Raw genomic sequence first — 15,806 nt, 5'->3', positions numbered from 1 at the left:
GACTCACCTCCCTCCGACTGCCCACGGTCAGCTACGGCCGACCACCCCAGTGGCCGACCACCCCAGCGTGTGAGTGAAGAGGAATCGGGCCACCGTGAACCACCGGGTATCCGCGGAAGGGCCACACCGGCGGAACATCACTCACCAGCCCCACCACGAGCAGGGCGCCGGCCGGCTACTCCTCCTCGCTCCAGCTCTCGATGTCGTCGGCGTACAGGCCGTCGAACCGCTTCGCGTTGTCCTCGTCGACGTCGGCCAGCTCGCGCGCCATGTCGGTGGTCGCCGTTCCGACACCGGAGAAGTTCTCCCCCAGGGACTTGGAGTTCTCCCGCAGCGGGTCGGCGTACTCCACGTAGGCCTTCTCGAACGCCTTGCCGATCTGGTCGGTGCCCCAGCAGCCGTTCCGTGCGTCAAGCACCGACGCCAGGTTGCCGTGCGCGCGCTGCAGACGCTCGCCTGCGGACTCGGCACGCTCCCCGGCCCGTACGGCATCGCTCTCGGCGAGCTCGAAGCGGTCAGCCACGGCCGGCCCCGCGCTGCTCACGGTTGTGCACGCCCGGCGCGTGCACGTCCTCCAGGAACGGGGCCATCAACGCGTCGATCGCCTTGCGCGGGTCGACCTTGCCGGTCGCGATGCCGACGACGTCGAGCCCGGGGATCGACCCGGTCTTCTCCGCCATCTTCTCGATGCTCTGCAGCCGCCCCTGCTTGACCGCATCAATGATGCGGGTGGCGAGCTCGGCCGGGGCGAGGGTCCGGTACCGGTTGCCGTGGAAGGTCAGCTCGCTGATCTCCCCGCGCCCGTCGAACGTCATCGTGAACGTGTTGTCCTTGGCGCGGACGGTGCTCGACTCCTCGTCCCACACCCTGCCGACCTCGTCGAGCTTGCGACGCTCCGCCTCGACGATCGCCATCGGGTCGTCGGTCCCGGTGAAGAAGTCGTCGTTGTCCCGTGCAGGCATGTAGCTCTCCTCTTCTCGGTGGTTTCTCAGCGGCGGCCGAGCACGGCCGGCGCGGCCCCGCTGCCGTCGTCCCAGGCACCCGGTTCCTCCTGGAGGACGACCTCGCGGGTGCGGTTCTCGTCGGGCGGGGCCCCGCCCATACCCATGCCGCCCATACCCATGCCCATCGGCATCATCGGCGGTGGCATGCCGAGACCGGACGCCTGCGACGACGGCGTCGACGTCGGCGGCGGTCCCGGCTCCGGACGCTGCGGCGGGCTGAGCGACTGCAGCGCCGACGGCGGCGCGAGCTCGGCCGGGCGCACCGCCGACGGGTCGGGCAGGGCAGGAGACACGGGACGCCCTGGCACGGCGGGTTCGACCGCGGCCGCCCCCGCTGTCGCCGGGACTGCCGGGGCGTTGCCGACCGGCGGCAGGGACGACGGCGCCGCGGCGACCGGATCCGGGACGGACGACGCGGTCGCGATCCGCCCCCGGAGCCCGTCCGACGGCCGGTCGTCGTTCAGCAGCGCGCTCGGTACGGCAGGGGCCTCCGGCACGACGACACCGCCGTCGGGCCGCTGCTCCGTCGCGCCCTTCACCTCCCGGCCGAGCGCACGAGGTGGTGCGCCGGCCCCGGCGAGGGCGGTCCCCGCCATCGGCAGCGGCACCGGAGACTCGAACCCGGGCGGGATCATCGGCGAGGACGTCCTCTCCGTCGCTGACGCCTCAGCCGGAACCGGGGACTCGCGCCCGAGCGCCCGCGGAGCAGGCGCGCCGGACTCGGTAGGACGGTGAGCCGCGGTGTGTACCGGCAGCGCGGAGGCCGTCGGTGCCGAACCGCGCACCGGGCCGCCACCACCGACGGCCACGGCTCCCAGCACCGCAGGGACCTGACCCTCCGGGAATCCGGCCGGGGTGACCGCACGATCGACGGTGCGGCCGAGCACCGGGGTCATGCCGGCCGGCATCGCCGGGGTGACCCCGCCGGGTCGCCCGGTGACCGCGGGATCGACCGCCACGGCGTGCACCCCTGACACCGGCGCGAGCGACAGCGCCGCGACCGGCAGAGCCGGGACGGTGCCGGGGCTCTCGTGCCGCGCGAGGTCCCGGACCCCGTCCGCACCGCCGGAGGCCACCTCGCTGTCGGCGCCGCGCAGCACAGCCTCGTCGGCGCCCGGCGACCCGGGTGCGTCCTCGGCACCCGGGAGCGGAGCGAATCCGGTACCCACCTGGACGTAGGTGCGGACGAGTCCTTCCAGCACGCTGCTGGCCCGCTCGTCGTACTGCGCCGCCACGCCCGGGTCCGTCGCGCCCGCCACGGCGCGCGCCCGCTCGGCGACCAGTTCCCGCATCGACTGCTGGGCGCCGGCGACCCCGTCACCGGCCCGGCGCAACAGCGCCGCGTCCCCGGCGATGGCAGCGGCGACCGCCTCGATCCCGGCGGTCAGCCCGGTGCCGTGGGTCGCGGCCGAGTCGCCGGCAGCACCCTTCAGGTTCTCTCGCAGCCCGATGCTCTGCGCCCTGACCCGACCGGAGACGTCCTCGAGCGCATCCGCCGCGGCGGCGAACGCGACGGCCTGACGGTCGAAGCCGTCCGGCGGGACGGACAGGACGAGCCGGGACAGGGCCTCGAAGCGCGCGGTGTAGATCCTGTCCGCCTCCGACGGGGGCGGCGGTACCGGCAGTTCCGCCATCAGGAGCGTCCCAGCACGTTCGGGGCGATCGAGTCATCGTCGTCGTCCCAGGCGCCGCCGTCGGCCTGCAGCCAGATGGTGGGCTCGCGCTCCTCGTTCTGGCCGCCGCCCATACCGGGGCCGCCCATACCGCCCATCGGCGGCATCATCGGCGGCATCCCGCCGCCCGGCATGCCGCCCGCGTTCGAGAGGGCAGGCGTCCCGCCGCCCTGCACGGGCGGTGGGTTCGAGCCGGGCGCGCCGATCGACTCGCTGTCGAAGCCGTTGCCACCGCCGTCCGGTATCCGGGACGCGAGGTGCGAACCGTCGCCGGGGCCGCCGCCCTCCGGACCGATCTCTGGCATCGGCGTGGGTTGCTCGTCCTGGACCTCCTCGGGCCCGCCGCCCGGACCGCCGAGCCCACCGACGGCGTCGTCGACGGCGTTGCGAGCGTCCTGCAGCGCCTGCTCGCGGGCCGGGTCGTCGCCAGGAGCGGAGAGCCCGTCGATCGCCTCCTTCGCGGCGTTCTGCGCATCCTCCGCGGTCGCGTCGTCGCCGAGCCCACCGAGCGCGTCCTGCACGGCGTCGCCGGCCTGGTTCAGTGCCTCGCGACGGGCCGGCTCGTCGTCCGGGTCTCCGAGAGCGTCGAGCGAGTCCCCGATCGAGCGGTTCGCCGCCTCCGGCCCGGTGGGGTCGGTCAGGGACGTCATCGCGTCCTGGGCGGCGTCCCGGGCGTCGTCGAGCGCCTGCTGGCGCACCGGGTCGTCCTCATCGGCACCCAGGTCGTCGAGGGCCTGGTCGATCGCCTCCTGGGCCTGCTCGGGTGTGGCGTCATCGGGCAGGTCGGCGAGCGCGTCCCCGACGGCGTCCTGGGCATCCATCAGCGCCTCGGTGCGGGTCGGGTCGTCCGACGGACGTCCGAGATCGGCGATCGCGTCGTCGGCGGCCCGCGGGACCGCCGCCGCGCCGTACGGATCGGCCAGCGAGTTGATCGCGTCGTCAGCGGCCTCGCGGGCGTCGTCGAGCGCCTTCTCCTTCTCCGGGTCACCGCCGGTGTCGACCCCGCCGAGAGCGTCGTCGACGGCCTGCTGGGCCTGCTCGGGTGTGGCGTCCTGCGGCAGGTCACCGAGTGCCTCGTCGATCGCATCCTGGGCCTGGCCGAGCGCCTCGGTCCGCTCCCCGGAGTCACCGGGGCGGGCCAGGTCGTCGATCGCGTCGTCGACGGCGTCGCCCGCCTCGCCCGGCTCGAAGGCCGCATCGGGGTTCTCCCCCATGAGCCCGTCGATGGCCTCGCCCGCGGCGTCCTTCGCGTCCTGCAGCGCCTGCTCCCGAACGGGGTCGGAACCGGGGCCGCCCTCGCCGCCGCCCTCGCCACCGCCCGGGTCCCCGGGGCCGCCACCCTCGCCACCGCCGGGGTCGCTGCCCTCGCCGTCGTCCATGAGGCCGTCGATGGCGTTGTTCGCCGCGTTCTTCGCGTCCTCGAGGGCGTTGTCCTTGGCCGCCTTGGCCTGTGCTGCCTTGTCCTGCTCGGCCTTGTCCTGCGCCGCCTCGTCCTGTGCGGCCTTGTCCTGTGCGGCCTTGTCCTGTGCGGCCTTGTCCTGCGCCGCCTTGTCCTTGCCGGCGCCGTCCTTCCCCGCACCGTCCTTCCCCGCACCGTCCTTGCCACCGCCCCCGCCGAGCGGTGCGCCGCCACCGCCGGCCAGCGGATCGCCCTCACCACCCAGGTCGCCGATCGCGTCCTGCGCAGCGTTCTTGGCGTCCTCGAGCGCCTTGTCCCGGGCCGGGTCGGAGCCGTCGCCCTTCAGGTCGTCGATCGCGCCGCCCGCGGCGTTCTCGGCGTCCTCGAGCGCCTTATCCCGGGCGGGATCCGAGCCGCCACCACCGCCGAGCCCCTCGCCGCCACCCTCGCCGCCACCCTCGCCGCCACCCTCGCCGCCACCCTCGCCGCCACCCTCGCCGCCACCCTCGCCGCCACCGAGGCCCTCACCGGCGGCGTCACCGAGGCCGTTGAGGGCGCCGTTCGCCGCATTCTTCGCGTCCTCGAGGGCGTTGTCCTTGGCAGCCTCGTCCTGCGCCGCCTTGTCCTTGGCCGCCTTGTCCTGCTCGGCCTTGTCCTGCTCGGCCTTGTCCTGCTCGGCCTTGTCCTGCTCGGCCTTGTCCTGCTCGGCCTTGTCCTGCTCGGCCTTGTCCTGCTCGGCCTTGTCCTGCTCGGCCTTGTCCTGCTCGGCCTTGTCCTGCTCGGCCTTGTCCTTGGCCGACCGATCGTCGCCACCGCCGCCGGGAAGTCCACCCCCGCCACCGAGGCCACCACCTGAACCGTCGCCGGTGCCCTGGTCCTCCCCGGTGTCCTCGCCCAGGCCGTCGCCGCTCCCGCCGCCGGCACCGTCGCCGGTGTCCTCGCCGGTTCCGTCACCGGAGCCGTCCTCCATCAGCTCGTCGAGCTGGTCGTCGACGCCGTCGTCGACGCCGTCGAGGTCCTTCTCACCGTCGCCCTCGTCGTCACCGGTGCCGTCGCCCTCGTCGTCGCCGGTGCCGTCGCCCTCGTCGTCGCCGGTGCCGTCGCCCTCGTCGTCCCCGGTGCCGTCACCGTCCAGATCCTTGTCGTCCGGGAGGTCGGGCTTCTCGAGCGCCGGATTCGACGTGTCCGTGGTGTAGGTGGCGAAGAGCGGGGGCATCGCCGAGCCTCGCTCGACGTAACCGTCAATGAGATTGTCCCCGAGAATCTGCAGGGAAGCGAGCAGCATCTCGTCCCGCTTGTCCTTGAGTAGCGCATTCCATTTATCGGAGCTTTTGACGACATCCCAGAGATCATCTTCGTCGCCGCCGTAGGCGGCAACGAGGTCAAGCCAATGCTTGTGGTATCGACTATTTTCACTCTGGGCGTTCTCCAGCCATTCCCGATTCTTCTGCTTGGCGAGCTCGACACCTTTAGCGAAATGCGATATCGATTCGCCGGTATGCCAGAGCTTCCCCACGAGATCAGCGTCGGTCGCCGTCTGCCACAGTTCCCGACTTTCCTTGAGGATCCCCTTGGCGCGCTCCTGAAATGCCTCCGAAGCCTCGCCCACGAGCGCTTCCTGCATACTCTTGATCTTGCCACTGAAGTCGTTGTTCGTGTCGTCGATCTGGGCGAGCGCGGACTTCATGGCGTCGCTCATGGCGCGCCAGTCCCGCGTGGCGATGTTTCCGTCGCCGAACCCGGCGTACTTGCCACCATCGACCTCACCGCCGTTGTAGATCACCGCGCTGAAGTACTGAAGGAACTCGTCGACAGTCTTGAACCGGCGGTTACCGAAGGTAGGAGGACTGGACTCGGCGGTCCCCGAGACCGGAACGATGGATCCACGCTCAGCCATTTCTGCTACCTCTCACACGACGCATCGACAGGTCGTCCCATCGCCCGGAACGTGCTCCGGACCGACGGAAACCCGGAGCGGGTCGTACACCTCACGCCCGGGCCGTCCGACCTCGAACGAGTGCCGGTAGCGTGCCCCGACCCCGGCCCCGGCCCCGTCGCCCGGCACCGGACTCACCCCTCGTCCCCGGCCGTCCCCGGTCACGCCACCGACGCTGCCCGTCCGCGCTCATGCCCTCTCCACCGCCAGGATCACAGGCCTCTCCTCCGTCACAGAGGCTAGATCCACGTGTGGCGGAGTCAGCCGTTACGCAGGGCTCCTGGCGTGATCTGCGGGGTTTCCCCCGCCAGCGGGACAGCTCCGACCCGGCCGACACCGCTAGGGCATGTCTCCCAATGGGTCTGTAACAGGAACGGTGGTTCCGGCGTTGTTGGTCAGTAGTGCTCGGCGGACGGCCAGCGGTCACCGAAAGTGATCGCGAAGGCGTTGATCACCGGCTTCCATCGGATCGTCCACCGTGCGCGGCCTCGCCCGGTCGGGTCGAGGCTGCGGGTCACAAGATACAGGCATTTCAACGCGGCCGCCTCGCTGGGGAAATGCCCTCGCGCCCGTACCGCTCGGCGGTAGCGGGCGTTGAGTGATTCGAAGCTCTCTTGTCAAGCAGCAGCTGCGGAGCTGGTCGGTGTGGTCGCCGTGGAGCGTCTTGCGTCGGTCCACATGTGTCTGATGATGATGTTCGCGAGCTGCCGCTTGTGGCTTCGCCGAGCCTCACGTTTTGTCTTGTTGTCGGTGACCCGTTTCGCCATGTACTCTTTCGCCGGCGGGTGGCATCGGACTTGCGTGACGTGCACGATGTGCAGAACAGAGTTGACAGCTCGATTGCCGCCGAGGTCGAGTCGGTGCCGACGGGCCGGCCCGTGACCTTCACCCGACGAGAGGGCGACGGGCGCGATTCCGCACCAGCGTGCAAACTGGGCCTCGGTCGTGAACCGGCACGGATCGCCGATCTCGACCAGAAGATCCATGGCTGTGACCACGCCGACACCGCGGACCTCTGTGAGGGTGCAGCCAAGGTCGCTGAGGAGGGCGGGAATCTGTCGGTCGAGTTCCTTGATCCGCGCCGTCAGGGTGATGATGTCGTTCAGGCTGGCCGCGAGCCGGTCGAGCTTGAGCCGCTCGGCTGGGCTGAGCAGATCGGGGTTCGCGACGCCGTCGACCAGGGACTGGAGCTGCGGGAGAACGCGGCTGGTCGAGGGCAACGTGGCGCGGATGGCGACGGGGAGCGTGACGAGTACTGCTTCGGACTCGGTGAGCAGCCGAACACGCTGCAGGACAAGAGATTCACGCCAGTCGCGGATCACCGTGAGCGTCTGCCATGTCGGGCTGGGCGCGGTGTGCTTCCCGGCCGGAGGCAGCTCGGGGTCGCTGAGGGCCTCTCGGGCGATGGCCTCCGCGTCCTCGGCGTCGGTCTTGGCCCGACGACGACGCTTACGCCGCTCCGCGGTGCGGTTGGCTTGGACTTCGCGCACGTCGTAACCCGCGGCCGCGAGCGCGAGGACCAGCGGCTGGCCGAGAAATCCCGATCCTTCGATGCCGATCCGGTCGATCGTCAGCTCGACACCGAGCAGGAACGTCAGCAGCTCATCGATACCGCCCTTGGTGATGGAGAAGGACTTGTTGTCGACCACGCCGCCTCGATGATCGAGGACTGCGATGGTAGCCGTATTCTTGTGAGGATCGATCCCCGCGACACCGTGTTCGTGCGTCAACACTTGTTCCCGTCTGCGTGGCCTATCGTGGACAGCGCAGGCCCGCGGTGTCGGCAGATCTGGGTTGAGTCAGGCAGGCTCTCTTCAAGCCAGGCACCGCGGGCCTGCGCTCACGCGGCCAGCCCGACACTTCGAATCGAAGACAGCCTCACGGCGTCAATAGCGTTCAGAGTCAGGGCTGGCCGCCTCGAGCATCGGCCGGGGAAGCAACGCCCTGACCGACTCCTTGATCTAAACACCCAGATCGCGTTCGTCGAACACAACACGGCACGGATCTCGGCATCGTAGTCGAGGAACGGAACGAACTCGGTCCAGGCGTTGCGCCACAACCGGATCATCGCCGGATAAGTGCGACCCCATTTCTCGTCGAGGTCATCGAGAGCAGCGAGAGCGGCGTCGGCGGTGGGGGCCGTGTAGATCGCCCGAATCCCTCGCTTGATCGCATCGGTGTCACGCCGCGACGTCAACCGGAACGAGTTCCTGATCAAGTGCACGATGCATGTCTGCACGATGGTCTGTGGCCACACGTTCTCCACCACCTCGGGCAGGCCTTTCAACCCGTCGCAGACCAGGAAGAACACGTCCCGCATGCCGCGGTTACGCAGGTCGGTCAGCACCCCCAGCCAGAACTTCGCGCCCTCACCACCGGAGCCGGCCCACAGGCCCAGCACGTCCTTGCGGCCGTCGACGGTGACCCCGATCGCCGCGTAGACGGGCCGGTTGGCGACCTGCCCGTCGCGGACCTTCACCATGATCGCGTCCACGAAGACCGCGACGTACACCGCATCGAGTGGCCGCGACACCCATTCCTGCATCTCGGCGATCACCGAGTCGGTGATCCGTGAGACGGTCTCCTTCGACACCGACGCCCCGTAGATCTCCGAGAAATGCGCCGAGATCTCCCCGGTCGTCAAACCCTTCGCGTACAGCGACAACACGATCTCATCGACATCCCCCAACCGCCGTTGCCGTTTCCGAACGATCTGGGGTTCGAACGTCGAGTCGCGGTCTCTCGGCACCTCGATCTCGACCTCCCCGACAGCATCGGAGATCACCGTCTTCGACCGGTGACCGTTCCGGTTGTTCGTCGATTCCCGGTCCGGGTCGGCCCGGTTCTTTGCATGCCCGAGGTGCTCGGTCATCTCCTCCCCGAGCGCAGTCTCCAGAACGTTCTTGGTGAACAGCTTCAACAGCCCATCCGGGCCGGTCAGCTCCAGGCCGCGTGCTCGCGCGTCGGCCACCATCGCCGCCGCGGCGGCCTGCTCGGGCGAGAGCTGACGCCCTGAACCCGTCTCATCCTTGGCTGAACCCACAAGGTCCGATGTCATCACTCACAGTGCCCATCCCACCGGACCCGAGCCCGGCGTGTCGGGCCGGAACCACCGTTCCTTGCACAGGCCCCTCCCAATAGGCGTGACCAGGTGATGCAGGCGCTGAGGACGGTGGCGGCGCGATAGGTGATGGCGAGTTTGTCGTAGCGGGTGGCCAGCCCGCGCCACTGCTTGGTCAGGGCGAAGTGGCGTTCCACGACGTTGCGGCCCTTGTAGGTCTCAACGTCGAGTCCGGGTGGTCTGCCGCCGAGGGAGCCGCGGCGTTTGCGGGCGGCGATCTCGTCGCGTTTCTGCGGGATGACGGTGGTGATCGAGCGGCGGGCCAGTGCGCGCCGGTTGACCCCGGATGAGTAGGCCCGGTCGGCCACCACGGCGTCGGGTCGGGTGCGGGACCGTCCCGCGCCGAGGCGGGGGACGCGGATGTCGGCCAGGACCTGCTCGAGCATGGCGCCGTCGTTGCGCTGCCCGCCGGTCACCACCACCGCCAGCGGCCGGCCCCGCCGGTCGACCGCGGCATGGATCTTCGTCGTCAGCCCGCCACGGGAACGGCCGATGCCGTGACCTGCGGGTTCTCGCGGTCCGCCGAGCGGGCTGGGCATGAACCCGTCAGGGGATTTCGTGTAGTTCGACCGTGCCCCCTGTGTCCTGCTCGGGGCGGGTGGTGTTCGTGGCGTGCTGGTGCGCCCGGTTGATCGTGGCGTCCACCGACACCTGTCAACACCGTCCAGTCGATCTCGCCCTTGGCGTCGGCCTGGGCCAACAGTGCGGCCAGCACGGTGTCCCAGGTGCCGTCAGCGGCGTAGCGGCGGTGTCGCTTCCACACCGTTTGCCAGGGCCCGAACTGCTCCCGCGGCAGATCTCGCCAGGGGATCCCGGTTCGGTATCGGAAGATGATCCCCTCCACCACGCGGCGATCCTCGCCGAACGGGTGCCCACGCCGCCCGGCGTTGGAGGGCAGCAGCGGCCCGATCAACTGCCACTGAGCATCCGAGAGCAGCGCGAACCTCGACGAACTCACCGGCTCATCCTGCCGGCAGTCCGGACACCCATATGGGAGACACGCCCTAGTGCCGCGTCCGGGAACGTTGGGGACGTAATCGTGTCGGCTTGATCCGTCCCGGTCTGGCGCAGGAGGCTGTGCGCCGGAGGTGATGGCCGTGGCGCGACAGCCGGAGGTGTTCGTCCGGGGACTGACCCCGGACGAGGCCCAGCGATTGGTCAGGATCACGCGCACGGCGCGGGACCGGGTCCGGTTGCGGCGGGCGGGGATCGTGCTGGCCTCGGTGCAGGGCCGGACCGCGACCGAGGCCGCGATGATGTTCGCGGCGAAGCCGCAGTACGCGCGGGAGGTGATCCACGCGTTCAACCAGCAGGGCTTCGCCGCTTTGGACCCAAAATGGAGCGGGGGCCGACCCCGTAGGTTCGGTCCCCACGTCCGTGAGCTGATCTGCCGGGTCGCTCGCACCCCGCCCCAGCAGGTCGGGTTGCCGTTCACCACCTGGAGCCTGGCCAAGCTGGTCGAACACCTCGCCGCCGCACACCGGGTCGTGATCAGCGTCGAGACCGTCCGCCAGGTCCTGCGTGACGCCGGGGTCCGCTGGCAGGCCACGAAGACCTGGAAGGCCAGCCGGGACCCGCGGTTCGTGGAGAAGATGAACCGGATCCTCGACCTCTACGACCGCGCCGCCGACGGTCGCCTCGAACCGGGTGCGCGGGTGATCTGTGTCGATGAGTTCGGGCCGCTGAACCTGCTGCCCCGCCCCGGTCGGGGCTGGTTCCCGATCCGGCGCCCGGCCCGGCTACGGGCCACCTATAGCCGTCACAGCGGGGTCCGGCACATGTTCGCCGGTCTGGACCTGGCCTCCGGGCAGCTGTTCTACCGGCTCCGTGACCGCAAACGCGGCCGCGAGTTCCTCGACTTCCTCCGCCAGCTGCGCCGCCGTTTCCCCACCGGCGGTCTGCACGTGGTCTGCGACAACTTCTCCCCGCACCTGCGCACCGATGTCGCGCACTGGTGCCACGACCACGACGTCGAGCTGGTGCTCACCCCCACGAACGCGTCCTGGCTGAACTGGATCGAGTCGGAGTTCACCGCGCTGCGCTACTTCACCCTCGACGGCAGCGACTACCCCTCCCACACCGCCCAGGAAGCCGCGATCGCCGGCTACATCCGCTGGGCCAACCGCCACGCCCGACCCAAGAAACACTTCGCGCCCGAGTCCAAGATCCGCAGGCCGGATTACCTACCCAACATTGCCTGACGAGGCACTAGTACTTCGGCCCCACCCAGTTGTAGGCGGGCTCGAGATTGACCTTGTCCTCGTCCGAATCGCCGTCACCGCCCGAATCCGAGCTGGAATCGTCGTCCGAGTCGGAGTCGTCGTCCGAGTCCTCGTCAGAGTCCTCATCGTCGGAGTCCTCGTCAGAGTCCTCGTCGGAGTCCTCATCGTCGGAGTCCTCGTCGCCCGCGTCGTCGGGCTCGTACGACTCCGCGAACGTCGGCAGATCGTTCTTCGCCTCATAACCGTTCGTCTCCGACGGACCCTCCTCGGAATCGGTGAAGTTGTACTCCTCGCCCTCGACCTTCTCGGCATGCGCGTCCAGCCGATCGCCGATCGACTCCGTCACGCTCACCAACTCCTTGTCGACCACCTTCTTGATCGCACTCTCGTTGTCCCGGTCGACATCCTCCAAATCGTTGGCAATGTCCTTCACACCTTTACCGAGCTCCTGCAACGCGATGTTCATCCGCTCACCCTGCTGCACCACCGCGTTACGACGATCATCGACACGGGTCTCCAACCAGTAACCCGTCTCAAAGTTCCCCGCCTCCGGCCAGAACCCTTTCAGATCAGCGAATGCCGACATGTTGCCCTCCATCAACGTCGTCAGATCCTGACCGATCTTGTGCAGCTCGTCGGTCCAGCTCGTCTCCTCGGCCACAACTCTCTCTCCTCAGGCAGTGATCACATCAATGCGCGCGAGCGTGCGACAAAACCAAATCCGTCTACTTGTCGTCATCGTCGGAGTCGTCATCGTCGGGCTCGTACGACTCCGCGAACGTCGGCAGATCGTTCTTCGCCTCATAACCGTTCGTCTCCGACGGACCCTCCTCGGAATCGGTGAAGTTGTACTCCTCGCCCTCGACCTTCTCGGCATGCGCGTCCAGCCGATCGCCGATCGACTCCGTCACGCTCACCAACTCCTTGTCGACCACCTTCTTGATCGCACTCTCGCTGTCCCGGTCGACATCCTCCAAATCGTTGGCAATGTCCTTCACACCTTTACCGAGCTCCTGCAACGCGATGTTCATCCGCTCACCCTGCTGCACCACCGCGTTACGACGATCATCGACACGGGTCTCCAACCAGTAACCCGTCTCAAAGTTCCCCGCCTCCGGCCAGAACCCTTTCAGATCAGCGAATGCCGACATGTTGCCCTCCATCAACGTCGTCAGATCCTGACCGATCTTGTGCAGCTCGTCGGTCCAGCTCGTCTCCTCGGCCACGGCTCTCTCTCCTCAGGCAGTGAGCCTTTTTCAACCTGCCGTTCCGGCAGCTCAGGGGCCTGGTTGTGTGGGTGCAGACGCCGAGCTGGCGAGCCGGTGACCTGTGCAGCTGTGGTCAGAGCAGTTGCGCTGCAACCTTCGCGATCTCCTGACGCAGAAGCTCGCTGGTCAGGTTGAAAAAGGCTCAGTGATCAGGCGATCGGTGTCGGACGGTCGGTCTCAGGCACCCGCTTCCGCGCGTGCCGCGGTCGTGCTCAGCACCGGCCCCATGGGGAGCAGGTCCAGCATTGATCCGGGCAGCGCCGTGACCGGCGCCCCCTGATAGCCCAGCCCGGTCAACGCCGCATCGTCGGCGATCGGGAATCTCGTTCCGGTCTCGGTGACCAGGAAGGTCCCCGCCGCCTCCGCCCCCTGATCGCGTACCAGCACCCCGCCGCCGGTCGGGAACGACACCCGGTCGGCCGCGACGCCGGGCGCGCGCGCCGCGACGACCGCCGATCCCGCGTCGACCTCGCTCCGGTCGCGCAGCTCGATCGTGGTGGTCACACCGGCGGGGCCGGGGGTGTTCCGGGCGCACGGCACCGAGTCCGATGATGGCGCCGCCGCAGCCGGCGGACTTTCCGGGAGGCCGGCGGCCAGGTCGGTTCCGCGGGACACCGGGAGGTCGGCGAGCGCGGCCTGTCCGATCGGGACGGGCTCCGGAGGGCCGCCCGGGTAAGCGGGAGCCGAGGCCGGGTCGGCGAGCAGCAACGCCGCCACACTGGTCGAGATCGGGCTCACCCCGTCGGCGCGCAACAGGTAGAGCTGCTCGGACTCCAGCGCCGGACTTCCGACGGTGAGCACCTGCCCGACGAGCGTCGGGCGGCCTCCCACGATCGGGCCCGGGGTACCCGCGCCCTCGGTCGGCGGCACCCCGAGATCCCGGCCGGCCGGCACGGTGTCGAGCCACCCGGCAGGAACGGACACCGGGGTGACGGCGTCGTAGCCCAGTACCTGGACGGTCTCGGCCGACGGGATCCGGTACCGCCTGCCCTGCCAGAGCAGGTGCCGCGTCCCGTCCGGGCTCGCGACCAGGACACCGCGGGCGTCGTCCAGCGGACGGCCACCCGATCGACCGACCAGTACGGTCAGCTGGGGGGCGCTGGAACCCGCCCGGCCTGCCGGCAACGTACAGACCGACCACGGGCCGACGTCGAGATCCTTGACGGCGGGGATGGAGTCGGGGGCGCCCGGGATGCCGATCGGGCTCCCGGTCGGGGCGCCGACGAGCGAGGCGACCGAGACCGAGGTGACCGGCCCGGGTGCGGCGCCGGCCAGCCGTGCCGAGGCGTAGTTGAGCACCGGACGGAGCTGCCCGTCCAGTAACAGGTAGCGGGCACCGGTCTCCTCGGCCGCGATCACCGTGCCGGGGGTGCGCCACGCGGTGTTCCCGCCCGGCACGAACAGCCCGTAGATGAAGAAGATGCCGCAGATCAGTGCTGCGATCAGCATCCCGATGACGACGCCGGTGCTGCTGCGCCGGTTCGGCTGCACCAGCGCGTCTGGCCGCCCGTGAGTGACGGCCGCGATCATCCTGCCGACGACGAAGAAGTAGGCCTGGACCTGGTCCCTGCGTGACTGCATGTCCTCAGCCGCTCAGCCCGCGCATGTAGGCGTACACCCCGAGCACGGCCAGCAGGATCGGCACCATAGCGACCGAGGTCAGCGTCTCGAGGATGTCCACGGCGCGGCCCCAGTAGGGCTGCAGCCGCCGCCCGGGCATGACGTCGACCAGCCACAGCATCCCGGCGCCCACGGCGAGCGTCGGGAGCAGTGTGGCCAGCAGCAGACCGGTGAGACCCGACCTCGCACCGTACCCGAGCACGGCGGCGCACACCGCGGACCCCGCGGGGACCAGCATCGCCCAGCGCGGGAGCGACGCGCCGGGATGGCGCGAGCGCAGCATCAACAGCAGCGCCGTCACGACGGCGAACACTGTCGACCATCCGCCGGCCAGCGCCACGATGACCAGCAGCGGGGTCTGCGCCGTACCGAGCCCGATGTGCAGCGCCGCGGTGTAACCGACGGTCACCGTGCCCCGCTCGACGACGACCTCCTGCGGGACCGGATCGATGTTCTCGCCGAGCTGCTCGGGGGTGGTCGGTAGGAGCGGCAAGGAGAGCCCGGAGAGCCGGAAGGCCAGCGAGGAGACGAACAGCTGCAGCACGCAGGTCACGACGATCGTCAACGCGGCGGTCTTCGCCGGTGCCAGCCCGGCCAGGGTGCCGATCAGACCGGCCACCGTGACGATGACGGTCATGGTGAGCGCCCCGGCGAACAGCAGCGCCGAGTCCGCCACGACGACGAGCCCGACGGCGAGGATCGCGACCGTGACGGCCCCGCCCACGGTGAGTGCCGTGCTCGGCGTCGGGTCCGGGGCCAACGCCAGGCACACCAGCACCGCCGCCGTTGCGCCGTAGAGCACGGACAGGCCGACCAGCACCGTTCCGACGACGGTGTCGCCCGCGCCCCGTGCGACGAGTGCGGCCACCCCGAGCAGGGCGGCCGCGATCAGCGCGCCGGCCGGCCCGGTCAGCACACCGGCCCCGGGACCGGCCAGCCAGAGCAATGGCACCCCGAGCCCGAGCAGCACGGTCGCGCCGGTCAGGAGCATCCCCCTGGTCCGGGTCGCGGTCCAGACACCGGGGTGCGCGGCGACCTGCTCCCCCGCTCCGGCGACGATGTCGTCGTAGTCGATTCCGGCGAGCTGCTCGGCCCGCGGACGCAGGTGCAGCGTCTCGCCGTCGTGCAGGTCGAGTTGAGCCGCCGTCAGCTCCTCGTCCAGCGGCGGCTCGCCGAGACGCTGCACGACCCAGCCCTCGTGCTCGGCACCCGCCTCCACCGTCTCCGCCCCGAACTGGGGCAGTACGGCGGGCAGCAGATCGACCAGCGGCACCTCGGCGGGTACCGCCACGTCCATCGCGCGATCGCCCAGTACAAGGTGTAGCCGCGCCGACGTCCATGTGCGAGTCTGGGTCTGTTCCTCCGCCACGCGTTCAGGTCCTTCCTGCCAGGGTCGAAGACCGTGAACCGATCGCAACCGTAGGTCCGCCACCCACACCGGGCACCGCACCGGTGGGGCGGCGGCCGCGATCGTGGGAAGTTCACCCACCAAGGAGGACACGTGAGCGCACCCGTCTGTCCGGCACCGCGAACGCGGCCCACGTGCACCGGCAGGACGAGCTC

The 15,806-nt window shown here is 69.8% G+C and carries 10 protein-coding genes and 3 pseudogenes; 1 reads left to right on the top strand and 12 read right to left on the bottom strand.

Annotation, left to right across the window (positions count from 1 at the left end):
* Nucleotides 1-175 precede the first annotated feature (175 nt).
* The 8 genes and pseudogenes from AFB00_RS16880 to AFB00_RS36255 all read right to left on the bottom strand — a co-directional run.
* Entirely contained in the window at nucleotides 176-523 is a 348-nt protein-coding gene (locus tag AFB00_RS16880) for a hypothetical protein (RefSeq protein WP_156819575.1), read from the bottom strand.
* Nucleotides 516-962: a YbaB/EbfC family nucleoid-associated protein gene (locus AFB00_RS16875; protein WP_068798034.1), complete on the bottom strand. Its 447-nt coding sequence runs from the start codon at nucleotides 960-962 to the stop codon at nucleotides 516-518. Before AFB00_RS16875 ends, AFB00_RS16880 begins: the two co-directional genes overlap by 8 nt.
* A 26-nt stretch (nucleotides 963-988) precedes the next feature.
* A complete protein-coding gene (locus AFB00_RS16870) occupies nucleotides 989-2,638 on the bottom strand; it encodes a hypothetical protein (RefSeq protein WP_068798033.1) in 1,650 nt (549 codons plus the stop codon).
* On the bottom strand, nucleotides 2,638-5,973 hold the full coding sequence (locus AFB00_RS16865) for a hypothetical protein (protein ID WP_156819574.1): 3,336 nt from the start codon (nucleotides 5,971-5,973) through the stop codon (nucleotides 2,638-2,640). Before AFB00_RS16865 ends, AFB00_RS16870 begins: the two co-directional genes overlap by 1 nt.
* 434 nt (nucleotides 5,974-6,407) lie before the next feature.
* Nucleotides 6,408-6,623 (bottom strand): annotated as a pseudogene (locus AFB00_RS33305) (transposase); the annotation flags it as partial.
* A gap of 6 nt (nucleotides 6,624-6,629) precedes the next feature.
* Nucleotides 6,630-7,745, bottom strand: coding sequence for an IS110 family transposase (locus AFB00_RS16860; protein ID WP_083275376.1), 1,116 nt, complete (start codon nucleotides 7,743-7,745; stop codon nucleotides 6,630-6,632).
* 215 nt (nucleotides 7,746-7,960) lie between these two features.
* Nucleotides 7,961-9,070: pseudogene (locus AFB00_RS16855) on the bottom strand (IS256 family transposase); the annotation flags it as partial.
* An 83-nt stretch (nucleotides 9,071-9,153) separates the two neighbouring features.
* Nucleotides 9,154-10,070 (bottom strand): annotated as a pseudogene (locus AFB00_RS36255) (IS5 family transposase); the annotation flags it as partial.
* A gap of 160 nt (nucleotides 10,071-10,230) precedes the next feature.
* On the opposite strand from AFB00_RS36255, the gene AFB00_RS16845 reads away from it, so the two are divergent.
* On the top strand, nucleotides 10,231-11,334 hold the full coding sequence (locus tag AFB00_RS16845; RefSeq protein WP_083275968.1) for an IS630 family transposase: 1,104 nt from the start codon (nucleotides 10,231-10,233) through the stop codon (nucleotides 11,332-11,334).
* Between the two features lie 7 nt (nucleotides 11,335-11,341).
* On the opposite strand, the gene AFB00_RS16840 is transcribed toward AFB00_RS16845, so the two are convergent.
* From AFB00_RS16840 to eccD, 4 genes are all read right to left on the bottom strand, one after another.
* The gene (locus tag AFB00_RS16840) at nucleotides 11,342-12,016 is read right to left on the bottom strand and encodes a hypothetical protein (RefSeq protein WP_068798031.1); all 675 of its coding nucleotides are present in this window, start codon (nucleotides 12,014-12,016) and stop codon (nucleotides 11,342-11,344) included.
* Nucleotides 12,017-12,080: 64 nt separating this feature from the next.
* Complete coding sequence (locus AFB00_RS16835) at nucleotides 12,081-12,581, bottom strand: hypothetical protein (RefSeq protein ID WP_068798030.1); 501 nt, start codon at nucleotides 12,579-12,581, stop codon at nucleotides 12,081-12,083.
* A gap of 219 nt (nucleotides 12,582-12,800) precedes the next feature.
* Nucleotides 12,801-14,204: a type VII secretion protein EccB gene (gene eccB / locus AFB00_RS16830; protein WP_068798029.1), complete on the bottom strand. Its 1,404-nt coding sequence runs from the start codon at nucleotides 14,202-14,204 to the stop codon at nucleotides 12,801-12,803.
* Nucleotides 14,205-14,208: 4 nt separating this feature from the next.
* Nucleotides 14,209-15,540: a type VII secretion integral membrane protein EccD gene (gene eccD, locus AFB00_RS16825; RefSeq protein WP_083275583.1), complete on the bottom strand. Its 1,332-nt coding sequence runs from the start codon at nucleotides 15,538-15,540 to the stop codon at nucleotides 14,209-14,211.
* Nucleotides 15,541-15,806 lie beyond the last annotated feature (266 nt).

This window comes from Pseudonocardia sp. HH130630-07, from assembly GCF_001698125.1.
In the GTDB taxonomy this organism is placed as follows: Bacteria; Actinomycetota; Actinomycetes; order Mycobacteriales; family Pseudonocardiaceae; genus Pseudonocardia.
This window is presented reverse-complemented; position numbering and strand designations above follow the sequence as displayed.